Source organism: Nocardia violaceofusca NBRC 14427, assembly GCF_963869435.1.
Lineage (GTDB): Bacteria > Actinomycetota > Actinomycetes > Mycobacteriales > Mycobacteriaceae > Nocardia > Nocardia aobensis.
This window is the reverse complement of record NZ_CAWMPM010000005.1, coordinates 93,801-115,176: the sequence shown is the minus strand read 5'-3', so window position 1 is coordinate 115,176 and position 21,376 is coordinate 93,801. Positions and strand designations below refer to the sequence as shown.

General features: G+C 67.4%; 21 protein-coding genes and 1 tRNA gene. 8 read left to right on the top strand and 14 right to left on the bottom strand.

The genetic code is table 11. From position 1 onward, the window contains the following. Nucleotides 1-208 precede the first annotated feature (208 nt). Complete coding sequence (rfbB, locus tag AC5592_RS05230; RefSeq protein ID WP_036497047.1) at nt 209-1,210, top strand: dTDP-glucose 4,6-dehydratase; 1,002 nt, start codon at nt 209-211, stop codon at nt 1,208-1,210. Here the strand turns inward: rfbB and AC5592_RS05225 are convergent. Both AC5592_RS05225 and AC5592_RS05220 read right to left on the bottom strand, forming a co-directional pair. Then, a complete protein-coding gene (locus AC5592_RS05225) occupies nt 1,207-2,817 on the bottom strand; it encodes a DUF2142 domain-containing protein (protein WP_084506350.1) in 1,611 nt (536 codons plus the stop codon). The two genes, rfbB and AC5592_RS05225, sit on opposite strands and share 4 nt — an antisense overlap. Further along, on the bottom strand, nt 2,817-3,782 hold the full coding sequence (locus AC5592_RS05220; protein WP_036497048.1) for a glycosyltransferase: 966 nt from the start codon (nt 3,780-3,782) through the stop codon (nt 2,817-2,819). The genes AC5592_RS05225 and AC5592_RS05220 overlap by 1 nt, the downstream gene beginning before the upstream one ends. A 228-nt stretch (nt 3,783-4,010) precedes the next feature. Here AC5592_RS05220 and AC5592_RS05215 point away from each other — a divergent pair, with 228 nt between their 5' ends. Together AC5592_RS05215 and AC5592_RS05210 are read left to right on the top strand one after the other, a co-directional pair. After that, nucleotides 4,011-4,520, top strand: coding sequence for a GtrA family protein (locus AC5592_RS05215; RefSeq protein WP_051024098.1), 510 nt, complete (start codon nt 4,011-4,013; stop codon nt 4,518-4,520). 96 nt (nt 4,521-4,616) lie between these two features. Further along, complete coding sequence (locus AC5592_RS05210) at nt 4,617-6,512, top strand: glycosyltransferase (RefSeq protein WP_084506348.1); 1,896 nt, start codon at nt 4,617-4,619, stop codon at nt 6,510-6,512. Between the two features lie 43 nt (nt 6,513-6,555). Here the strand turns inward: AC5592_RS05210 and AC5592_RS05205 are convergent, their stop codons facing one another. The 8 genes from AC5592_RS05205 to AC5592_RS05170 all read right to left on the bottom strand — a co-directional run bounded on the left by AC5592_RS05205 (nt 6,556) and on the right by AC5592_RS05170 (nt 13,775). Beyond that, on the bottom strand, nt 6,556-6,975 hold the full coding sequence (locus tag AC5592_RS05205) for a hypothetical protein (RefSeq protein ID WP_198163771.1): 420 nt from the start codon (nt 6,973-6,975) through the stop codon (nt 6,556-6,558). Nucleotides 6,976-7,205: 230 nt separating this feature from the next. After that, nucleotides 7,206-8,054, bottom strand: coding sequence for an SDR family oxidoreductase (locus AC5592_RS05200; RefSeq protein WP_036497052.1), 849 nt, complete (start codon nt 8,052-8,054; stop codon nt 7,206-7,208). A gap of 127 nt (nt 8,055-8,181) precedes the next feature. Beyond that, the gene (gene rsgA, locus AC5592_RS05195; protein WP_063063592.1) at nt 8,182-9,258 is read right to left on the bottom strand and encodes a ribosome small subunit-dependent GTPase A; all 1,077 of its coding nucleotides are present in this window, start codon (nt 9,256-9,258) and stop codon (nt 8,182-8,184) included. A gap of 275 nt (nt 9,259-9,533) precedes the next feature. After that, nucleotides 9,534-10,343 (bottom strand): hypothetical protein, encoded by an 810-nt coding sequence (locus AC5592_RS05190; RefSeq protein ID WP_232329203.1) that lies wholly within the window; start codon nt 10,341-10,343, stop codon nt 9,534-9,536. Between the two features lie 31 nt (nt 10,344-10,374). Next, on the bottom strand, nt 10,375-11,298 hold the full coding sequence (gene glfT1 / locus AC5592_RS05185; protein WP_051024093.1) for a galactofuranosyltransferase GlfT1: 924 nt from the start codon (nt 11,296-11,298) through the stop codon (nt 10,375-10,377). Nucleotides 11,299-11,402: 104 nt separating this feature from the next. Further along, nucleotides 11,403-12,209: a galactan export ABC transporter ATP-binding subunit Wzt/RfbE gene (gene wzt / locus AC5592_RS05180; protein WP_036497055.1), complete on the bottom strand. Its 807-nt coding sequence runs from the start codon at nt 12,207-12,209 to the stop codon at nt 11,403-11,405. Nucleotides 12,210-12,217: 8 nt separating this feature from the next. Next, a complete protein-coding gene (wzm, locus tag AC5592_RS05175) occupies nt 12,218-13,042 on the bottom strand; it encodes a galactan export ABC transporter permease subunit Wzm/RfbD (RefSeq protein WP_051024100.1) in 825 nt (274 codons plus the stop codon). A 136-nt stretch (nt 13,043-13,178) separates the two neighbouring features. Then, nucleotides 13,179-13,775 carry a bacterial proteasome activator family protein gene (locus AC5592_RS05170; protein WP_086007166.1) on the bottom strand — a complete coding sequence of 199 codons (597 nt, stop codon included), beginning with the start codon at nt 13,773-13,775 and terminating at the stop codon, nt 13,179-13,181. Nucleotides 13,776-14,010: 235 nt separating this feature from the next. On the opposite strand from AC5592_RS05170, the gene AC5592_RS05165 reads away from it, so the two are divergent. Continuing rightward, a complete protein-coding gene (locus tag AC5592_RS05165) occupies nt 14,011-15,216 on the top strand; it encodes a cysteine desulfurase-like protein (RefSeq protein WP_036497057.1) in 1,206 nt (401 codons plus the stop codon). 22 nt (nt 15,217-15,238) lie between these two features. Here AC5592_RS05165 and AC5592_RS05160 read toward each other — a convergent pair whose 3' ends face one another. Then, nucleotides 15,239-16,228 carry an NAD(P)H-quinone oxidoreductase gene (locus tag AC5592_RS05160; protein WP_063063591.1) on the bottom strand — a complete coding sequence of 330 codons (990 nt, stop codon included), beginning with the start codon at nt 16,226-16,228 and terminating at the stop codon, nt 15,239-15,241. 123 nt (nt 16,229-16,351) lie between these two features. On the opposite strand from AC5592_RS05160, the gene AC5592_RS05155 reads away from it, so the two are divergent. Together AC5592_RS05155 and AC5592_RS05150 are read left to right on the top strand one after the other, a co-directional pair. Beyond that, on the top strand, nt 16,352-16,840 hold the full coding sequence (locus AC5592_RS05155) for a MarR family winged helix-turn-helix transcriptional regulator (protein WP_036497059.1): 489 nt from the start codon (nt 16,352-16,354) through the stop codon (nt 16,838-16,840). 140 nt (nt 16,841-16,980) lie between these two features. Then, complete coding sequence (locus tag AC5592_RS05150) at nt 16,981-17,154, top strand: hypothetical protein (RefSeq protein WP_198163770.1); 174 nt, start codon at nt 16,981-16,983, stop codon at nt 17,152-17,154. A gap of 104 nt (nt 17,155-17,258) precedes the next feature. On the opposite strand, the gene AC5592_RS05145 is transcribed toward AC5592_RS05150, so the two are convergent. Continuing rightward, complete coding sequence (locus AC5592_RS05145) at nt 17,259-18,098, bottom strand: LysR family transcriptional regulator (RefSeq protein ID WP_063063590.1); 840 nt, start codon at nt 18,096-18,098, stop codon at nt 17,259-17,261. Between the two features lie 95 nt (nt 18,099-18,193). Between AC5592_RS05145 and AC5592_RS05140 the strand changes: the two genes are divergently transcribed. Then, complete coding sequence (locus AC5592_RS05140; RefSeq protein ID WP_063063589.1) at nt 18,194-18,919, top strand: SDR family NAD(P)-dependent oxidoreductase; 726 nt, start codon at nt 18,194-18,196, stop codon at nt 18,917-18,919. Nucleotides 18,920-18,933: 14 nt separating this feature from the next. On the opposite strand, the gene AC5592_RS05135 is transcribed toward AC5592_RS05140, so the two are convergent. After that, a tRNA-Ser gene (locus tag AC5592_RS05135) sits at nt 18,934-19,018 on the bottom strand. Between the two features lie 204 nt (nt 19,019-19,222). Here AC5592_RS05135 and AC5592_RS05130 point away from each other — a divergent pair. Next, complete coding sequence (locus AC5592_RS05130) at nt 19,223-20,218, top strand: alpha/beta hydrolase (RefSeq protein ID WP_371507098.1); 996 nt, start codon at nt 19,223-19,225, stop codon at nt 20,216-20,218. Between the two features lie 13 nt (nt 20,219-20,231). Here AC5592_RS05130 and hisC read toward each other — a convergent pair whose 3' ends face one another. Then, on the bottom strand, nt 20,232-21,311 hold the full coding sequence (gene hisC / locus AC5592_RS05125) for a histidinol-phosphate transaminase (protein ID WP_063063587.1): 1,080 nt from the start codon (nt 21,309-21,311) through the stop codon (nt 20,232-20,234). Nucleotides 21,312-21,376 lie beyond the last annotated feature (65 nt).

Below are 21,376 nucleotides of genomic sequence, written 5' to 3'. Positions count from 1 at the left end.
TTCATTCAAATTCTGTTCACCATCGGGTTCTTGCCGATTGTCAGGTTGTGGAAACATGCAGTATGCGTGCGGTTTTCGGACACCACCAACAATTCGAACAAATAGGACATCAAGAGCGTAGTGTGATGAAGGTCACACTACGCTGTAGGGCTGGTGTGACTCGCAGGTGATTCAAAGTCCGTATTCGCGCCCACGTTAGGGTGGCACGGTGCGATTGCTCGTAACCGGCGGAGCCGGATTCATCGGCGCGAACTTCGTCCATCAGACCGTGGCGGATCGACCCGACGTCCGCGTCACGGTGCTCGACGCACTGACCTATGCCGGAAATCGCGACTCGCTGGCGCCGATCGCCGATCGGATCGAGTTCGTACACGGCGATATCGCCGATTCCGGCCTGGTGGACCGCTTGGTCTCCGGAACCGACGCCGTGGTGCATTTCGCGGCCGAATCCCATAACGACAATTCGCTGGCCCGGCCCCGGGCGTTCGTGCAGACCAATATCGTCGGCACCTTCACGCTGCTCGAGGCCGTCCGCAAATACGATGTGCGCTACCACCACATCTCGACCGACGAGGTCTACGGCGACCTCGAGGCCGACGATCCGGCATTCACCGAGAACACCCCTTATCAACCGTCCAGCCCGTATTCGGCCACCAAGGCATCCAGCGATCTGCTGGTCCGTGCCTGGGTCCGGTCGTTCGGGGTGCGGGCGACGATCTCCAACTGCAGTAACAATTACGGCCCGTATCAGCATGTGGAGAAATTCATCCCGCGCCAGATCACCAATCTGATCGACGGGGTGCGCCCGCGCCTCTACGGCGCCGGACATCAGATCCGGGACTGGATTCACGTCGCCGATCACAACCGCGCGGTGTGGGACATTCTCGACCGCGGGCGCATCGGCCAGACGTATCTCATCGGCGCCGACGGTGAACTGGACAACCGGACGGTGGTGGAGTTGCTGCTCGCCGAATTCGGCCGCGATCCCGGCGATTTCGATCACGTCACCGATCGGCCCGGGCACGATCAGCGCTACGCCATCGACGCCACCCTGCTGCGCGCCGAACTCGGCTGGCGTCCGCGGTACGGCGATTTCCGCGCCGGACTGGCCGCGACGGTCGCCTGGTACCGCGACAACGAGGCGTGGTGGCGCCCGCAGAAGGAACACACCGAACGCGCCTACGCGGCGGCGGGCGAAAAGGTGCTCTAACCCCAGATCAGGACGTTGTATTTGATCGCGGCCGCGGCCAGTGCCACCACGGTCGCGACCACGACCGTGATCGCGGGCCCGCGTACCGGCGTCACGCCGCGGGAATCGCTGAGCCGCAACGGCATCCACCGCAGCAGCACCGCGAACCCGGCAATCGCGAGCGGTACGAAATAGCGCCCCTGTACGCCGTCGATCATCCAGTAGCCCACCGGGGAGAACGACATGTAGAGCGTCACGTAGATCATCGCGACACTGGCCAGCACGGTGAGCGCGACGATCCAGGTGCGCCACCGGTTACCGGTCAGCCGATCCGCGATACCGGCGCTCACCGCCAGCGCCAGCAGGCAGGCGAGGATCGACAGCGCGGGAACGTCGACATAGGCGAATCCCAGCTCGCCGAAGAATTGGATGAACCATTTCTCGTCCCGATACCAGATGCTGTCGCCGAAAGTATTGGCGAAATGCACCGGATCGGAAAGAATTCCGTGCAGTTGGTCGCCGGGGCGCACCGAACGCCATTCCGACGATTTGCGCATCAGGCCCATGCCGTCGCCCGTCGGCGCGGCGATCTTCATCCACACCGCGAACAGGATCGCGCCCAGCGCCGCGAAGCACCACGGCAGCCAGCGCAGCACCCTCCCGAAGCCGTACTGCCGGGCCGGAATCAGCACCACCAGCATGGCGAGGATGACGTAGGTCGGCTTGCTCAGCGGCAACGCCAGCGTCGCCGCCAGTGCGGCCACCACCTCCGGCTTCGTCAGCCGGGTGTCGAGGAAGACGCCCTTCACGACCAGGCACGACACCAGGACGGCCAGGGCGTTGGTGACGGTGTCGGCGGTGACCGTGCCCGCCTGGAACAGCGCGATGGGCAGCACCGCGATCGTGAACACCAGCCACTGGATGCGGAACGTCCGCAGCGCCCGCAGCGCGAACGCCACGATCACCAGATAGGCGAGCAGTCCGGCGAGCCGGGTGAGCAGCACCGTATCGCCGACGTCGAGGCCGATCGCCTGGGCCAGCCGAATACCCACGGCCGCGGGCACATACGGCACCGGCGAGTAGGCGGCGGTATTGGTGAACCACATCTGCTTGGTCGCGGTGGTGGTCACCGGCGCCGAGCCCAGCCGGTCGTAGGCGGTCTCGTCGGCGGCGAGCGGGGCCGGCTCGGTCGGATGACGGTTGTAGTCGGTGAAGGCGTAACCCATCAGACCGTCGACACTCAACGGGATCTGCCCGCCATAGGAGACGCCGCGGTCGTCGGTGATCCGCTCGGGGGTGAATCCGCCGTGCGCCACCTGGTACGCGCGGCCGAACTGGGTGATCTCGTCGTGACCCCAGAACGGCGGGGTGATGGTCGCGAACACGATGCCGAAGACGCCGGCCACCAGGACGAAGACCGCCGCGGCCGGGCCCAGGTGGTGCGCGATACCGGATCGGGCGCGCCGGAGCAGGCCCGAGGGCTGCCGCTGCTCGGCGCCGACACCCGCGTCGCCGCTCTCGCGGTTCGACTCGTCGCGGTTCGGTTGCTCGGTGTCGGCTTCCCTGGTCACGGCCTCGCGGTCGGAGGCCCGCCTATCGGCGGCCTCCTTGTCGGCCTGGGTCGTCATCAGTGTGCCTGCCGGACCTGCTCGGGCGTTTCGACGCCGACGGCCGAATACCGCAGGTACATCAGGCGGGCGGCCTCGTGCCGGGATCGGCGGATGCCGTCGAGGATCAGACCGGCGGTCCACGCCAGGCTGCCCAGCAGCAGCAGGGTGAAGCCGAGGAACAATGTCGGGAAGCGCGGCACCTGGTGGATTTCGTAGAACTGGATCACTATCGGCACGATCAGAATGATCGAGATCAACCAGGCCAGCGTGCCGAACAGTCCGTAGAACGCGACCGGTCGTTCGTGCCGCGCCAGACCGAAGATCAGGCCCAGAATCTTGAATCCGTCGTGGTAGGTGCGCAGTTTGGATTCACTGCCCTCCGGCCGGTCGCGGAATCCCACCCGCACCGAGGTCTGCGGCACGCGCAGATGCAGCGAATGCACGGTCAATTCGGTTTCGATCTCGAATTCGCGCGACACCGCGGGGAAACTCTTCACGAAGCGGCGGGAGAACACCCGGTACCCGGAGAGCATATCTTCGACGTTCTCGCCGAATACCTTGCCGACCACGCCGTTGAGGACGCGGTTACCGGCTTCGTGGCCCGCGCGGTACGCCTGCGAGCCTTCGTCCTCCTTGCGCACGCCGAGGACATGGTCGTAGGGGCCCGACAGCAGCGCCTCGATCATCTTCGGGGCGGCGAAGGCGTCGTAGGTGTCGTCGCCGTCGATCATCAGGTAGACGTCGGCCTCGATATCGGCGAATGCGCGCCGGACGACGTTGCCCTTGCCCTTGACGGTCTCGGTGCGCACGATCGCGCCCGCCTCCCGGGCACGTTCGGCGGTGGCGTCCGTGCTGCGGTTGTCGTAGACGTAGACGTCGATGCCCGGCACGGCAGCCTTGAGGTCCGTGACGACCTTGGCGACCGCAGCCTCCTCGTTGTGGCAGGGCACGACTGCGGCGATGCGAAGCTCGGTGGGGTTCACCCCGTCAATCCCTCATTTGATCGGCCGATGAAATACGGAACACCGGGAGGGTACAGGCCGGGGCCGGAGTCGCGCCCGCTAACCCTCACTGTGTCCGGTGCGGGGCGGTGCACCCGCCACGACCTCGCGCCCTTTGCGTCCGCTGTGAGCCGCCCGATCGCACCCGCGGCGAGCCGCGCTCCCACCGGCATCACGCGGTGGGGAACCGGGGTGCGGTACCGTCGCCGGGTGGCCAGCAGTGAGACGGCGACCGAACCGGTCGATCGAACCGGCGATACCTTGCGACACAAGGTCGTCACCGCCCTGCGGCAGGGATCGGCTTTTCTGGTGGTCGGCGCGATCGGATTTCTCGTCGACGCCGGAACCTACAATCTGCTGGTCTTCTGGGGCGGCGACGGAGTTCTGAATCACGCGCCGCTGGTCGCGAAGATCATCTCGATTCTGGTGGCCACGGTGGTCACGTATTTCGGCAACAAATGGTGGACTTTCGCGCACAAGCAGGGCGGCAGTCCCGCCCGCGAATATCTGCTCTATGCCGTTTTCAACGTGGTTGCCATCGGATTGCAGCTGGGGTGTCTGGCATTCTCCCGATACGTCCTGCACCTGTCCTCGCCGCTGGCGGACAACATCTCCGGCACCCTGATCGGCCAGATCGTGGCGGTGGTTTTCCGCTACTGGGCCTACGACACTTTCGTCTTCGCCGAGTCGCGCTCGGGTCGGTCGGACGCCGCGACATGAGACGGACATAATGGGTATCGCTCGCACCGAGCCCGCACTTGACCGCGCCCGCGCCGCATTCGGCGCCATCGGACACTGTTTACGAGGGATTCCACCATGGATCAGTCGGCTGGCCAGGCCGTGACCGCCACCGAGAACGACCCGCGGATCGCCGAGCCCGCACCCGGCGCCCTGCGGACCGAGCACCGCGCCCCCGACCGCCTGGTTCTGGCCCGGGGCATCTTCACCGGCCCGGCGCCGAAGATCAGCGACGAACTCTATGCGGTGGTCAAGGGCAAATCGCACCGCGAACGGCAGTCGTTGCGGCTGGAAAAGGGCGCGCACGCCCACACCAACACCTATTTCGGCCGATTCGCGGCCAGTTACTGGCAGCGCTGGACGACGGTGACCGAGGTCGAGGTCTCGATGCGGGTCGCGGTCGGTGACCGGGCCCGGATCCGGCTGGCCGCCTCCGATATCGCCGGGCACCGGCGCATCATCGACTCCGCGGATGTGCATTCCGACGGGACGGTGACTCTGCGGGCGCCGCTGGATCAGTATGTGGACGGCGGGGCGCTGTGGGTCGAATTCGATGCTGTCGGAGGCGAACTCGCGATCGGTGAGCTCACCTGGACCGCGCCCGCGCCGGATCGCGTCCGCCCGGTCGCGATCGCGATCTGCACCTTCAATCGGGCCGAGGACTGCGCGCACACCGTCGCCGCCCTCGCCTCGGATCCGGAGGTGCTGGCGGCCATCGACGCGGTGTACGTGGTCGACCAGGGCACCGACCTGGTATCGGACCGGGAGCTGTTCCAGCAGACGCAGCCGCGTTTCGGTGACAAGCTGCGCTACATCCGGCAACCGAATCTCGGCGGGGCGGGCGGCTTCACCCGCGGGTTGTACGAGGTGTCGGCGGCGAACGAGCACGCCGATGTCATCCTGATGGACGACGACATTCTCTGCGAGCCCGAAACGGTGTTGCGGCTCAACGCCTTTGCCAATCTCACGGTGGAACCGACCCTGGTCGGCGCGCAGATGCTGTTCCTGCTGAACCCCGACTATCTCAACGTCGGCGCCGAGGAGGTGCACCTGAACGAGCTGCGGCACGGTCAGAAGGTGCCCAAGGCGTTGCGCAACACCAGCATGCTCAAGCGCAATCAGGAGCGCCGCGTCGACGCCGGCTACAACGCCTGGTGGACCTGCCTGATCCCGGCCGAGGTGGTGGCGCGGATCGGACTGCCGCTGCCGATCTTCTTCCAGTGGGACGACGTCGAATACGGTGTCCGCGCCCGCGAGGCGGGATTCGTGACCGTGACGCTGCCGAATGCGGCGGTCTGGCACGCGGACTTCTACTGGAAGGACTTCGACGACTGGGCGCGCTACTTCAGTATGCGCAATTCGCTCATCGTCAGCTCCATGCACACCGATCTGGACGCGAAGGCGGTGACCCGCAAGCTGTTCCGTGAGATCGCGGAATATCTGGTGGGTATGCAGTACGGTCTCGCGCACACCACACTGCAGGGCATCGAGGATTTCCTGCAAGGCCCGAAGATCCTGCGCGACGGTGGAATTCAGGCCCTCGCGGCCGCCCGCACCAGCCGCGGTGACTACGGCGAGACCACGAAGCACGCGGCCGCCACCGCACCGGTCCGGCAGTCCGACATCCAGCTCCGCCGCGCCGGCGGCGAACCGAGCCGCCCACTGCTGGTGCTGGTCAAGCGTGCGATCCAGCAGTGGACCGGGCGCACCCAGCACGGCGTCGTCGGCGTCACCCGCGAGGATGCGCACTGGTGGCATCTGGCCCTGTTCGATCACGTCGTGGTGACCGACGCCTCCCAGTCCGGCGTGCGAATCCGGCGGCGGGACAAGGAGAAAGCCCGTGCCCTGCTGCTGCGCACCGTCCGGGCCCTGCGCCGGCTGCGCCGCGAACTTCCGGAGCTGAGCCGCCAGTACCGGGCCGCGGCACCGGAATTGACCAGCCGCGAGAACTGGGAACGGCTGTACGGCATCTGATCCGCGGGCCCGCCCGGTACGTCACCGGGCGGGCCGCCGCGGATCAGTGCCCGAACGAGCCGGTCGGAGGTGGCGGCGGATTGTTGTCGACGACCGCGCCGAGATATCGGAACGAGGTCGGGTAGGTCGGTTGCGGAAGGTCCGGGACGAACCGCGGCGGCTGCTGGTTCCAGGTGCCGTCGGGCTGCATATCGGGCGGCGGGGTCTCGAAGTGGCCGGGACCGCTCTCCATCGGGCACGCGTCGTTGATGCGGGCGTCACCGTGCGGCGGCACCCATGCCGTACCCCGGACCGTGCCACCCAGGCCCGAGCAGACGATCTCGGCGTCCACCCGGTAGGTGTCGTCGTTGTCGTTGTGGCAGCCGGCCCACTCGCAGAACACACCGGGTGAGACCTCGACGGCGGATGCGCCGGCCGCACCCCCGATCAGTGTGCTCGCGGCGACGGCCGACACGACCGTCACGCCGAAAATCCAGCGGTATTCCATCGCGAATCAACTCCCCTCGATATCGCTGCCGTGAACTCTACCCCGCACGGCCGGAAACCGTTGTGGCACAGATAATGCCGTGTCCGCACGGCACGCGTTGACCATCTTCGCACTCCTGTCGACAGCCCGACCCGGTGCCAATGTATCGGCCTCGGATCGGGCTGTCGGTAGTGGCAACACCACTGTGGCGGGGAGTGCGGACCGGCCTAGAGGAACAGGTCCGTGGTCAGCGGGCCGTCACCGGGGACCACGCGGTACTTGTCCAGATCGGTGACGCCGTGCGCGTTCAGCACCTCGTCGTCGATGAAGAAGTTGCCGGTGGTGTCCTTGGCGGGGGAGGTGAGGACCAGGTAGGCGGCGTCGGCGTAGATGTCGGGGGTGCGGGAGGTCTGGACCATGTCCTCACCGCCGAGCAGGTTGCGGACCGCGGCGGTGGCGATGGTGGTGCGCGGCCACAGCGAGTTCACGCCGATGCCGTACTTGCGCAGCTCCTCGGCCAAACCCAGAGTGGTGAGCGACATTCCGTACTTGGCGATGGTGTAGCCCAGCGAGCTGCCCGCCCATTTCGGGTCGAGGTTCAGCGGCGGCGACAGGGTGAGGATGTGCGGATTGCGCCCGGCCTCGGCCGATTCCCTCAGCGCCGGGATGCTGGTCTTCGACAGCAGGAAACTGCCGCGGCAGTTGATGTCCTGCATCAGGTCGTACTTCTTCATCGACAGCGTCTCGGTCGGTGACAGATCGATCGCCGAGGCGTTGTTGACGACGATATCGATTCCGCCGAACCGCTCCACGGTCTGGCGCACGGCTTCGGCGACGCCCTCGTCGTCGCGCACATCGCCGACGAATTTGTGCACCCGGCCGCCCGCGGCCTCGAGCTCCTCGGCGGCGGTGTGGATCGTGCCAGGAAGTTTCGGATGCGGCTGATCGGTCTTGGCGATCAGCGTGATGTTCGCACCGTCGGCGGCGGCCCGCTTGGCGATCTCCAGGCCGATGCCGCGGCTGCCGCCCGACATGATCATGGTGCGGCCGGCCAATGGCTTACCAGCTTCGGTCATATCCCTGCTCCCGTCTGTGCGATCACCCCGGCTCCATGATCGGCGATCCGAAGGAGCCGGGGTGCTGAACTACCCGATTCGCACAGTAGGGCACCGCACCGAGCTATGCAACCAGTTGCATAGTCGGTCAGCGACGATGGCGACGCGGATCACGTTCCTTGTACATCCGCCGCTGCGATTTGCTGATCTCGCGCCAGACCCGCTCCCGTTCGGCGCGCAACCGCGCGTCGCTGCGGGCGGCGAGACGGTCGTTCTCGCGCTGCAGTTTGCGGTAGCTGTCCAGTCGTCGCTGCGGCAGCTCGCCGGTGTCGAGGGCCGCGAGAATCGCGCATCCGGGCTCGGTGCGGTGTTCGCAGTCGGAGAATCGGCATTGCGCCGCGAGCGATTCGATATCGGTGAAGGTCCGGGCCAGACCCTGTTCGGCAGCCCAGAGCCCGATCGCCCGGAGGCCGGGGGTGTCGATCAGGGTGCCGCCGCCGGGGATCGGCCGCAACTCGCGATGCACCGTGGTGTGGCGCCCCCGCTTGTCCGAGGCGCGGACCCGGTCCGTCGCGAAAACCTCCTCGCTCAGCAGCGCATTGGCCAGAGTCGACTTGCCCGCGCCGGACGATCCGATCAGTGCGACCGTGCCGGCCGCCACCGCGCACAGCACATCCATCCCGGCGCCGGTGGTCGCCGAGACCGGCACCACCGCCGCACCCGGCGCCGCGGCGCGCACGTCGGGCAGTGGAACATCCGGCGCCAGATCGTATTTCGTCAGCACTACCACCGGCTGCGCGCCGGATTCCCAGACCAGAGCCAGCATCCGTTCGATGCGACCCAGGTCGATCTCGCCGTCGGCGGCGACACAGATCGCGACGGTGTCCACATTGGTGGCCAGCACCTGTGCGTCGGAGCGGCCTGATACCGTCGCGCGCTGCAGAATTATGCGGCGCGGCAACAACTTTCGTACCGTGAACGCCGACCCGGCGGACGTCTCGGCCGGTGCGACGGCGACCCAGTCACCGGTACACAGGCCGTTGATGTTGGTATCCGCCCGCGGACAGGAAGCGCGTGCGAGCCCGTCGGGCGTCGCGACATCGCATTCACTGCGATCCATCCGGATCACGCGGGCCGGGACCCAGCCGGTATCGAGCAGCCCTGCGTACGCGGCGGAGAGGTCGGCGGTCCAGCCGTAGGGAAGGAGACGGTCGTAATCGACCATGAGGGGAGACATCCTTCGTCGGGCACCGAGCCCGCGAAGGGCTCAGTGCATGGGGAGGAGAGTGGAAATACGTGCGGCGGAGCGCTTTTCGGTCTGATACCGGGCTCCGTCCGCGACAATCCGACTGCCGACGTTCACGTATTCCACCTCCTCGACCCTCTCGTGTCTCGATACTCGGGTTCGGTCGCCTCCGCGACCGGATGGATAAACAATGACAGCCCGCCGCGCGGGCCGCAACGTATTTTCCCGGGCCTACTTCGTCCCGGGCCGCTCGATCAGATCGTGCAGGCGATCAGCAGCTGCAGCAGGATGAACACCCCGACCACGCCGAGGCTGATGTAGGAAACGATCGCACCGGGCGCGGCCTGCGGCACCGGCCCGATGGCGCCGTTGATGAAGGCGATGGCAGGCGACTTGTAGTAGACGTGGGTGCTGTGGCCCTCCGCGACCGGCACGGTCGTCTCGGCCGGACCCATATCCCACAGCCACTTGGTCGCCACCCGCACGTGATGCTGGCCGGGACCGACCGGAATGTGGGTCTGTCCCCACTTCGCCATCGGCACCTCCATGCCGTCGACGAGGATCTTCGGGCCGGTCAGCGCGAGCATGAATCCCAGCGGGAAGTACGAGGCGTCGACGACGATGCCCTGCGGTCCCGGTTGCGGCTGGAACTGTACCGCCGGGCCGTAGGCGCCGTATCGGCCCTGCGGTGCACCGGGATTGGGCGCACCGTAGGGCGCCGGCCCGCCGTTGAACGGCTGCTGACCCGGATGGGGCTGTGCCCCATAGGGATTCGCCGGGGGCTGACCGTAGGGCGGCGGCGGAGCCTGGGGCGCGCCCCAACCCGGCGCGTGCTGCGGCTGGGAGACGTTGTGTGGCTGGGGGATATGTGGCTGCGAGCCCGCGTGCGGCTGCGGATGTCCCGGCGCGGCAACGGCTCCGCTACCGCCGTGCGGCGGCGGCGCGCCGTAGGGACCGTTGGGCTGGGGCGCTCCGGGATACGGCTGCGCCGGCGGATACGGCTGTCCACCGTTGGGTGGGAATGGTTGCCCATAGGGTGGCTGCCCACCGTAGGGGTTGCTCACAGCCGTACCTCCTCATGCCAAAAGCACTGATCTAACCGGGTTTATGGAACTGCTCGCGTCGCCCCAGACGCCGCAGCCGCAACCATTCTCGCAGACCGGCCGGATCTTTTTGCTGTACGAGGAAGAACCAGGAGAACCGCGCCCACTCCTGAGGGAGCAGTTTGCGCATCCCGGGCTGTGCCATCAAATAGCCACGGTTGCGGTAGGTGAAATAGCGTTTGACCGGATCGTCCGGATACTGGGTGTGCATGCGCCCGCCCAGAATCGGCTTGAATTCCGCCGACCCGTTCGGGTGCAGATACGCCGTCTGCAAACAGGTTCCGAACGGCAGGCCCGAACGCACCAGCCGCCGGTGCACCTCGACCTCGTCGCCGCGCACGAACAGTCGCAGATCGGGGACGCCGATCACCTCGAGCGCCTCGGCGGAGATCAGGGCGCCGTTGAACAGCGACGCGATGCCGGGGAGGAAATCCTCGTCGCCGAGTTCGGACCGCAGCCGCCGCCACACCACGCCGCGGCGCAGCGGAAATGCCAGCCGATCCGGATCGTCGATATCGGCGACCACCGGCGAGACTTCCGAAAGACCGTGGCGCCCGGCGCAATCGAGCAACTTCTCCAGCACGTCCGGACCTTCGGGGCGGCCGTCGTCGTCGGCCAGCCACACCCAGTCCGCGCCCATGGTCAGCGCGTGCAACATGCCGAGGGCGAAACCGCCGGCGCCACCGAGATTGTGTTCCGAACCCAGATAGGTGGATTCGATCGGCTGTTCTTCCACCATCTCGCCGACCTCGGGCTCGTTGCCGTTGTCGATGACGATCAGATGGTCGATCGGGCGGGTCTGCGAGGCGAGCACCTTCAGCGATTCGCTCAGCAGCTCGCGGCGTTTATGGGTCACGACCACCGCGATGATCCGGGCCACTCCGCTGTCCGCGGACGGGGCCGCCTGATCACTCATGGTCGTGTCCTTGTCTTCTGGGACATGGGCGGAGCGCTGCGTGGTTACGCTACGCTCCCGCCTCCGCGCCTGACCGCCCATGTCCTTGTCTTCTGCCGCCGTCGTCATGCGGGATTGCGTTCGAGTTCGAGCTCACGCAGGATCTGCTTCACGTGATCGCCCGCCTCCGGGCCCTCGTAGGCGCGCACCACATCCTCGATATCACCCTGCATGCGCAGCGTGCCGTGGTCGATCCACATTGCGGTGTCGCACAATTGGGCCAGGAATTCGTTGGAATGGCTGCAGAAAACCAGGATTCCGGAGCGCGCCACCAGATCGCGCAGCCGGTTGCGGGCCTTCTTCATGAATTCCGCGTCGACGGCGCCGATACCCTCGTCCAGCAGCAGGATCTCCGGATCGATCGAGGTCACCACGCCCATCGCCAGCCGCACCCGCATACCGGTCGAATAGGTGCGCAGCGGCATGTTCAGATATTCACCGAGTTCGGTGAAGTCGGCGATCTCGTCGACCTTGGCCAGCATCTGCTTGCGGGTCTGCCCGAGGAACAGCCCACGGATGATGATGTTCTCGTAGCCGGAGATCTCCGGATCCATGCCGACACCGAGGTCGAACACCGGCGCCACCCGGCCGCGCACCCGCGCAGTGCCGCGGGTGGGCTCGTAGATGCCCGAGAGCAGCCGCAGCAGCGTCGACTTTCCGGCGCCGTTGTGGCCGACCAGGCCGACCCGGTCACCCTCCTTCAGCGACAGCGTGATGTCGCGCAGGGCCTCGACGACGACCACATCGGACTGATTGCGCCCGATGGATCCGCCGGCCTTGCCCAGGAAAGCCTTCTTCAGCGACCGTGACTTGGCGTCGAAGATGGGGAACTCCACCCACGCCTGGTGGGTTTCGATGCTTACTCCGGTCATATCGTCCTCTACACCCAGTACGGCACGCGGGAACGGTATTGCTTCAACGCCAGGATCGCCACCGTCCAGCCGACCACGGTGATCACACCGACGACCAGCCACGACCGCACCTGCACCGGATCGCCGAGCAGGGGCGCGCGCACGATCTCGAGATAGTGGTAGGTCGGCACCAACTCGACCAGCTTGGCCCGCTCGCTCACCGCCCCGCCCTGATCGTGCAGCGACTTCGTGGTCCACATGACCGGGGTCAGCACGAACAGCATCAGCGTCATACTGCCCAGAATCGGGGCGATGTCGCGGTAGCGGGTGGAGAAGATGCCGAACACGATCGACACCCACGCCGAATTCAGGAACACCAGCGCGATCGCCGGAATCGCCAGCAGGACAGTCCAGTCCAGATGTTCCCAGACGCCGAAGGCCACCAGCATGACCAGATAGATCACGATGTTGTGCGCGAAGAACAGGAACTGCCGCCATACCAGCCGATACACGTGCACGCTCAGCGCCGAGGGCAGCTGTTTGATCAGCCCCTCGTTGGCGATGAACACATCCGAACCCTCGAGGATGCTGGCGTTGATCACGTTCCAGACGATCAGGCCGACGGTCACGTACGGCAGATACGTCCACAGGTCCTGATTCAGGATCGCCGCGTAGAGGACACCCATCGCGGCCGCTTGTACGCCGGTGGCGATGGTGATCCAGAACGGGCCGATCACCGATCGCCGGTAGCGCTGCTTGATGTCCTGCCAGCCCAGCTGTAGCCACAGCTCACGCTGAGAGAACCCCTCGCGGAGGTCTTTGAACGCCCGCGGAAACGTTTGCGCATCCGACATCAGGGGCACCGTGGCGTCGGCCGGGCGTTCGGCTGTGGCCGAATCGGCAGGGGCAGCTGCTGGCACAGTGCACGACTGTAGCGCAGAGCCGATCCCCGCCGGTGGGGGCTCGAGGCTATCCGAGGATCAGCGGTGTTCAGAGGTACTGACCGCCTCCGGTCACCGATCCGCCCTGCCCGCCCTCGCGCGGGATGGCCGCACCCGGCGGCAGCGCGTGGCGCATCTGCTCGAGCTGCGCGCGGGCCGCCATCTGCTGGGCGAACAACGCGGTCTGAATACCGTGGAACAGACCCTCGAGCCAGCCGACCAGCTGGGCCTGGGCGATCCGCAGTTCCGCGTCGGACGGCACGGAATCCTCGCCGAACGGCAGGGCGAGCCGCTCGAGTTCGTCGCGCAACTCCGGGGAGAGTCCCTGCTCGAGCTCGTGCACCGAGGTCTTGTGGATCTCCTTGAGCCGGTTACGGCTGGCGTCGTCCAGCGGAGCCGCGCGCACCTCCTCGAGCAGCTGCTTGATCATGGTGCCGATCCGCATCACCTTCGCCGGCTGCTCGACCATATCGGCGAGCGATTCCTCGCCGCCGGCGGTCTGCGCGCCCTCGGCGCCGGTGTCGCCTTCGCCGACCACCTGTCCGGCGAACGGCGCCTCACCCTGGGCGCCGGCCGGAATGACCAGCGGGCGCCCCTCGGGTCCGATCACCACGATGGAATCCGGTGCTCCGTCCGATTGCGTCATGGCATCCATGATGTCTGCTTCCCGCGCCGAGCGCTAAGTGAACGACGCATCGCCCGGTGAGGGCCCGGTGCCGGAACGGGGTACGCGGTCCGATTTCGGGCGGAAGTATTCTGTTGCGGTTCTGTCCGCCTCGTGTGTGGTTCGGTTTGTGAAAGTCGGTTGCCATGTCGCGTGATATCGCATTGGGTCGGCGCACGGTTCCGCCGACTTGCCCGCTGCCCTTAGAGTGGCGAGCATGACTTACGACGTCGCGAGGGTTCGGGGGTTGATACCGTCCCTGGGCGACGGCTGGATCCACCTGGACCCCCAAGCAGGGATGCTGGTCCCGGATTCGGTATCGCGCGCCGTATCAACCGGTTTCCGGACCTCTGCTTTTTCGCACACCAATCGTCATGCCGCCGCGCGCCGCAGTGGCGCGATTCTCGACGCGGCCCGGGAGGCGGTCGCCGATCTCGTCGGTGGCGATCCGGCAGGCGTCGTACTCGGTCCGGATCGGGCGGTGCTGCTGGCCTGGCTGGCCGAATCGCTGAGTTCACGGCTCGGCCTCGGCACCGGCATCGTGCTCTCGCGCCTGGACGACGAGGCCAACGTGGCGCCGTGGCTGCGCATCGCCAACCGCTACGGCGCCCACGTGCGCTGGGCCGAGGTGGAGATCGAAACCTGCGAGATGCCGGCCTGGCAGTTCGAGGAACTGATCGGCCCGACCGCGCGACTGGTCGCGGTCACCGCCGCCTCGCCGATCGTCGGCTCCGCGCCGGCGGTCCGGGTCGCCGCCGACCGGGTGCACGAGGTGGGTGGACTGCTGGTCGCCGACTGCTTCGGCGCGGCGCCCTACGCCCTGATCGACATCGACGAACTCAATGCCGACGTCGTCGCCCTGTCCGCACCGGCCTGGGGTGGTCCGCAGATCGGGGCGCTGGTGTTCCGCGATCCGGCATTCCTCGACCGCATCCCCTCGATGTCGCTGAACCCCTACGCCAAGGGCGCCGAGCGGCTCGAGGTCGGCGGACATCAGTACGCGCTGCTCGCGGGGCTGACCACCTCCATCGACTACCTCGCCGGACTGGACGAACAGGCCACCGGCAGCCGCCGGGAGCGGCTGGAGGTGTCGATCACCTCGCTGCAGGACTATCACGACCAGCTGTTCGAGAATCTCATGGAGGTGCTCGACGCCGTCCCGGATCTGACCGTGATCGGCCGCGCCTCCACCCGCATCCCGACGGTCAGCTTCACCATCGCGGGAATGCAGGCGGAGAAGATCTCCGCCGAACTCGCCGACCACCGCATCGGCACCGTCAGCGGCGCGCACGGGGGCAGCCGATTGCTCGACGCCCTGGGCGTCAACGACGAGGGCGGCGCCGTCACCCTCGGATTGGCGCCCTACACAACGAAATTCGAGATCGAACAACTGGGCCGGGCGCTGAATTCGCTGGAGAAGTAGCTCACGGCCGTCCGCGCGTCGTTCACGCCTCGTCGATGCGCAGCACCACCTTGCCGACGGTCTCGGCCGAATCGAGCAGTTCGTGGGCGCGTGCCGCCTCCGTGACCGGCACTTCGGCGTGGACCACCGGCACCACCGCGCCCTCCGCGATCAGCGGCCACAGATGCCGCCGCAGCTCCGCGATGATCTCGGCCTTACTCGACTTCCCGGTCGCCGGCCGCTTGCGCAGATTCGTGGCGTGGATGGTGCCGCGCTTACCGAGCAACTCCGCCAGATTCAGTTCGCCCGTCACCCCGCCCTGCATGCCGATCACACACAGTTGCCCGTCCTCGGCGAGTGCGGAAACATTGCGCGGCAGGTATTTCGCGCCCATATTGTCGAGAATGATGTCGGCGCCACCCGATTCGCCGAGGACTTCGACGAAATCCTGTTCCCGATAATTGATTCCGATGCTCGCGCCCAATTCGGCGCAGCGATCCAATTTGTACTGCGAACCGGCGGTCACCGCGACGCGCGCACCGCGATGCACCGCGACCTGAATGGCATGGGTGCCGATTCCGCTCCCGCCTCCGTGGACGAGCAGCAGCTGCCCGGCGTGCAATCCGGCCCGCATCACCAGATTCGACCAGACGGTGGCGGCGACCTCCGGAAGCGCCGCTGCCGCAGCCAGATCCAGACCTTCGGGCACCGGCAGCACCTGGCTCGCGGCGACGACCACGCGCTGGGCGTAGCCGCCGCCGGACAGCAGCGCGCACACCCGATCGCCCGGCCGCAGATCCCGCACGCCCGCGCCGGCCTCGGCCACGACACCCGACACCTCGAGGCCCAGGATGTCGCTGGCGCCCGGCGGCGGCGGATAGAAACCCTGGCGCTGCAACAGATCCGCGCGATTGACCCCGGCCGCCACGACGTCGATCGCCACCTCGCCCGGTCCGGGCGGCGGCAGATCCGGCACCTCCGCCCAGCGGATCACCTCGGGCCCACCGAAACCGTCCAACGTCGCCGCGTACATGCCTCGACTCTAGGTGCTCGCCGCGCCGGAACGGGTGCGGCCGTGCGGCCGATCCGGGTGATCTTGTCCGCAGGTCCCTGACCAGCCGACATTCCTTCCATTCGGGCCCAATAGAATGGCGCCATGGCTTACGAACCGAGCGGTCACCCGGCCTCCCCGCCGTGGTTGAGCTCGGCACAGCAGCGGGCATGGCGTGCGTTCATGGACGGGCATCAGCGCCTGATGGTGGAACTCAACCGCCAGCTCCAGGCCGACAGCGATATGAGCCTGCCCGAATACCGCATCCTCGTGATGCTCTCCGAGGCCCCGGGCGGTTCGCTGCGGATGAGCGATCTCGCCGACGGCGTGCTGTCCTCGCGCAGCCGCCTGACCCACCAGATCCGCCGCATGGAGGACGAGGGCATGGTCCGCCGCACCAGCTGCGAAGAGGACGGCCGCGGCGTCCGCGCCCACCTCACCGACGAGGGTATGCGCCGCCTCCGCGCCGCCGCCCCCGGCCACGTAGCCGCAGTCCGCCGCACCTTCGTCGACCTCCTCAGCCCCGAAGAGCTCACCGCCATCGGCGACGCCTTCGACCGAGTCAACGCCAAAACCGACCCCCGCCGAACCTGATCCGAAGCTCCGCCACTCGGCTCGATCGGGGACGTTGGTCCCTTGTTGCTGGCTGTTCGCGGGCGCGACCATTAGGGCGCTGGGTCCGGGACCGGGTTTTCCGGTTTTCCTTCGAAGGGTGACGTCGAAAGGTTCGAACCATGCACAGGAAATCAGCGAAAGCTCTCGCCACCACCGCGATCATCTTGTCGCTCGGCGCCGTGGCGGCGCCCCTCGCCTCCGCCGTCAGCGCTTCTGATACCACGGCGAAACCGATCGCCATCTGCATCACCATCCCGCTGCCGGGATCCGCCGATTGGGTGTGGTGCTTCTGAACCTGGGCCCGACCGTTCGAATCGAGACCGAAACGATGGTGGCGCCGACCGATCCGCCGGTCGGCGCCATCGTCGTGGATGCATGGACGTGAACGGCGGTGTCGCTAGAGACGCGTCGCGGTGCGGACGAGGTCGGCGACGGCTCTGGATTTGCTGTGCGGTGGCCAGGCGATGACGGTCGTGACCGCCGGTGCGTCCGGCACCGGCACGATCGCGTGACCGTCGCGCAGGTGGGTTCGGACCGACTCGGGCATGACCGCGCAGGTTCGCCCGAGCGCGATCAGCTGTGCCAGTTGGGTGTGGTCGCGAACCTGCGGACCGGGGCCGTCGGGATAGCTTCCGTCCTGCCGTGGCCAGCGCGGCAGGGGCAGATCCGTCAGGGCGGCGACCTCGGCCGACGATATGTGGGCCCGTGAGGCGAGGGGGTGGCCCGCGGGCAGGACCAGAACCTGCTGTTCGGTGTGCAGATCCTCGGTGTCGAATCCGGCGGTCGTGTCGAAGGGCCGGTGGAGCAGGGCGACGTCGGCACGACCGTCGCGCAGCAGCCCCTCCTGTTCGCCGGGCCCGCACAGGATCACCTCGACGGGGACAGCGCCCGGTTCGGCAGCGTAGGCGTCCAGCAGTTTCGACAGCAGTTCGCTGGATGCTCCGGCCTTCGTGGCCAGCACCATCCCGGGCCGATGGGCGGCGGCGCGGCGGGTACGGCGCTCCGCGGCTTCGACCGCGTCGAGCGCGGCACGGGCCTCCCGCAGCAGCACCGACCCGGCCTCGGTCAGGGCGATCGAGCGCGTGGTGCGGTGCAGCAGAACCACGCCGAGCCGGCGTTCGAGCTGTCGGATCGCCCGGGACAGCGGTGGTTGCGCCATGGCGAGTCGCTGCGCCGCCCGGCCGAAATGCAACTCCTCGGCGACGGCGACGAAGTATCGCAACTCCCGCGTCTCCACCCCGCCATCGTATCCGGCATTGATACCCGTGCGGTATCAGCGGCCACCCAGTCGGTGTTGGACGCATCGCCCGAGACCGAACCAGGATCGACGGTATGAGTGAACAGACGATCGCGCTGGTGACCGGTGCGAACAAGGGAATCGGATACGAGATCGCGGCGGGCCTGGGCGCCCTCGGCTGGCGCATCGGTGTGGGCGCGCGCGACGCACAACGTCGCGATACGGCTGTGGAGAAATTGCGCGCGGCCGGAATCGACGCATTCGGCGTTCCGCTCGACGTGACCGACGACGCGAGCGTAGCCGCCGCGGCCGATCTCATCGCCGACCACGCCGGAGGGCTCGACGTCCTGGTCAACAACGCCGCGATCACCGGCGGAATGCCACAGACACCCACCTCGGTCGATCCCGCGACCGTGCGAGAAGCCGTGGAAACCAACGTGATCGGGGTCATCCGCGTCACCAACGCGATGCTGCCCATGCTGCGCCGTTCGGCAGCACCGAGGATCGTGAACATGTCCAGCAGCGTCGGCTCTCTCACACTGCAGACCACCCCCGGCACCGACACCGGCCCGATTTCCGCCGCGTACGCGGCCTCGAAGACCTTCCTGAACGCGGTCACCATCCAGTACGTCAAGGAACTGGCCGACACCGACATCCTGATCAACGCCGGCTGCCCCGGTTTCACCGCCACCGACCTCAACGGTTTCCGCGGCGTCCGAACCCCCCAACAGGGCGCGGCGATCGCGATCCACCTCGCCACCCTGCCCGACGACGGACCGACCGGCGGATTCTTCTCCGACGCCGGACCAGTCCCCTGGTGACGGACTCTCACCTGCGGTGGGTGTGGGATTTGAACCCACGGTGGCGTGAACCACGACGGTTTTCAAGACCGTTCCCTTAGGCCGCTCGGGCAACCCACCTCGTTCCGGGCGGGCCGGAACGGTGTCTCAGCCTACTGGCGCGGGTGTGGGGATGCCGAATCGGTCCGGCGGGCTTCGGACGACTCGCCGAAGATCGGGCTGTCGCGTGTTTCGACGCCTCGCGCGACCTCTGGCAGGATGACGGCCATGGTTCGTCGCCGGATACGGCGTCGGCTGTCCGGCGCTACCATCGCCGCACTCCTGATGAGTGGGGCGATCTGGGGAGCGCCAGTGACTGCCGCCGCGCCCGCGCCCCCGGCCGATTCCGGTTCCGCCGAGGGGCCGCCGCCGGCGCTGGACGATCCCCGTCCGGCCACCGCGTCGATCGACCGCATCGAACCGATCAATGATCGCTGGTTGCGGGTGTTCGTGGACTCCCCGGCGATGGGCCGCACGGTGCAGGTGCAGGTGCTGCTGCCGGCGGACCGCAGCCATCCCCGCCCGACCCTGTATCTGCTCGACGGGCGCAGCGCGAGCAACGAGTACAACAACTGGACCGAGCGCGGTGGTGCGGTGCAGTTCTTCGCCGACAAGGACGTCAACGTCGTTCTCACGATCGGCGGCCCGGCGGGGTACTACACGGATTGGCAGCATCCGGATCCGGTGCTCGGCACCAACAAATGGGAGACCTTCCTCACCCGCGAACTGCCGCCGCTGATCGACGCGACATTCGAGGGCAACGGCCGCGATGCCGTGGAGGGGGTCTCGATGGGGGCGGAGGCGGCGATGATGCTGGCGATACGCGATCCGCAGGCGTATCTCGCCGTCGCCGCCCACAGTGGTTGCTACGCAATGGGTTCGGACTTCGGGCAGGCGCAGGCGCGGGCCGTGGTGCGTACCTACGGCGGCGATCCGGACAACATGTTCGGCAAGCAGGACGATCCCGATTGGCTCGCCCACGATGTGATGATGCACGCCGACACCCTGCGCGGTAAGGCGATCTTCCTGTCCGCCGGTTCCGGTGTGCCGGGGCCCTACGACGTTCCGGGCAATCCGGAAGCGGTCTCGACGATCGGATTCGGCGGCCCGCTCGAGGCCGGCGCCAACGCCTGCACGATGGCTCTCGCGGATCGGCTGGAGCGCATGCGGATCCCGGCCGACGTCGATCTACGCCCGGTGGGGACGCATTCCTGGCCGTACTGGAAAGACGAGCTGCCGAGGGCTTGGCCCACCCTGGCGGCAGCCCTCGGCGTGCGCTGACCGCCGCGCGGGTTCAGCCGGCGAAGCGCGCGGCGGTGTCCGGTGCGGTGGCGAAACTCAGGAACCGATCGTTCTCGTGCGGATCGCCCGCGGTGATCCGCACCCCGTCGGTGCCGTAGGGCCGCACCAGGACTCCGGCTTCGGCACTGGCCGCGCCGAACTCCGCGCTGCGCTCGCCCAGCGGCAGCCAGACGAAGTTGGCCTGGGACGGAGGCACCCGATATCCGGCCGCCAGCAGCGCGTCGCGCATGCGTTCCCGCTCCGCCACCACCTGATCGGTGCGGTCGAGCAGTTCGTGCCGTGCCTGCAGGCAGGCCATGGCCGCGGCCTGCGCGAGCCGATTCACGCTGAACGGGATGTGCACCTTCATCAGTGCGGTGATCAGTTCCGGGTCGCCGACGGCATAACCGACGCGCAGGCCCGCGAGCCCGTAAGCCTTCGAAAAGGTACGCAGCACAACGACATTCGAGCGTCCGCGGCCGATCTCCACGCCGTCGGCGCGGTCGTCGGCGGGCAGGCGCAGATACTCGAAGTACGCCTCGTCGAGTACCACCAGCACGTCCTCGGGGATCGCGTCGAGGAAGCGGGTCAGTTCGGCACGGCCGTACGCCGTTCCGGTGGGGTTGTTCGGATTGCAGACGAAGACGAGCCGGGTGCGCTCGGTGACCGCGGCCGCCATCGCGTCCAGATCGTGCGCGAATTCGTCGTTCAGCGGTACCGGCACGGCCGTCGCGTTGCCGACCTGCGTGACGATCGGATACGCCTCGAAGGAGCGCCAGGCGAACACCACCTCGTCGGCGGGAGAGGCGCATGTGATCTGCACCAGTTCCTGGCACAGGGCGACGCTGCCGCAGCCGATCGCGACATTCTCGACCGCTACGTCGTGGAACTCGGCGATGGCTGCTCGAAGTTCGCCCGAGGAGTTGTCCGGATACCGGTTGATGAGTTCGGCCGCCTCGGCGATCACCTTGGCGACACTCGGCAGCGGGCCCTGGGTGGTTTCGTTGCTGGCCAGTTTCACGGCGCCCGGATGGCTGCGCCCCGGAGCGTAAGCCGGAATGGACTCCAGGTCCGGACGAATACGAGCACTCACCCCCACACCTTAATTCCTCGCACGTCGCGGCGGCCCGGCGCGGTTGTCTCGGAGGTGCCGCCGGT

Excerpts from the sequence above, each read along its gene's own strand:
- AC5592_RS05225 (WP_084506350.1), bottom strand. The coding sequence starts at position 2,817 with ATGACGACCCAGGCCGACAAGGAGGCCGCCGATAGGCGGGCCTCCGAC.
- AC5592_RS05210 (WP_084506348.1), top strand. The coding sequence starts at position 4,617 with ATGGATCAGTCGGCTGGCCAGGCCGTGACCGCCACCGAGAACGACCCG.
- AC5592_RS05200 (WP_036497052.1), bottom strand. The coding sequence starts at position 8,054 with ATGACCGAAGCTGGTAAGCCATTGGCCGGCCGCACCATGATCATGTCG.
- rsgA (WP_063063592.1), bottom strand. The coding sequence starts at position 9,258 with ATGGTCGATTACGACCGTCTCCTTCCCTACGGCTGGACCGCCGACCTC.
- glfT1 (WP_051024093.1), bottom strand. The coding sequence starts at position 11,298 with ATGAGTGATCAGGCGGCCCCGTCCGCGGACAGCGGAGTGGCCCGGATC.
- wzt (WP_036497055.1), bottom strand. The coding sequence starts at position 12,209 with ATGACCGGAGTAAGCATCGAAACCCACCAGGCGTGGGTGGAGTTCCCC.
- wzm (WP_051024100.1), bottom strand. The coding sequence starts at position 13,042 with ATGTCGGATGCGCAAACGTTTCCGCGGGCGTTCAAAGACCTCCGCGAG.
- AC5592_RS05170 (WP_086007166.1), bottom strand. The coding sequence starts at position 13,775 with ATGACGCAATCGGACGGAGCACCGGATTCCATCGTGGTGATCGGACCC.
- AC5592_RS05165 (WP_036497057.1), top strand. The coding sequence starts at position 14,011 with ATGACTTACGACGTCGCGAGGGTTCGGGGGTTGATACCGTCCCTGGGC.
- AC5592_RS05160 (WP_063063591.1), bottom strand. The coding sequence starts at position 16,228 with ATGTACGCGGCGACGTTGGACGGTTTCGGTGGGCCCGAGGTGATCCGC.
- AC5592_RS05155 (WP_036497059.1), top strand. The coding sequence starts at position 16,352 with ATGGCTTACGAACCGAGCGGTCACCCGGCCTCCCCGCCGTGGTTGAGC.
- AC5592_RS05150 (WP_198163770.1), top strand. The coding sequence starts at position 16,981 with ATGCACAGGAAATCAGCGAAAGCTCTCGCCACCACCGCGATCATCTTG.
- AC5592_RS05140 (WP_063063589.1), top strand. The coding sequence starts at position 18,194 with ATGAGTGAACAGACGATCGCGCTGGTGACCGGTGCGAACAAGGGAATC.
- AC5592_RS05130 (WP_371507098.1), top strand. The coding sequence starts at position 19,223 with ATGAGTGGGGCGATCTGGGGAGCGCCAGTGACTGCCGCCGCGCCCGCG.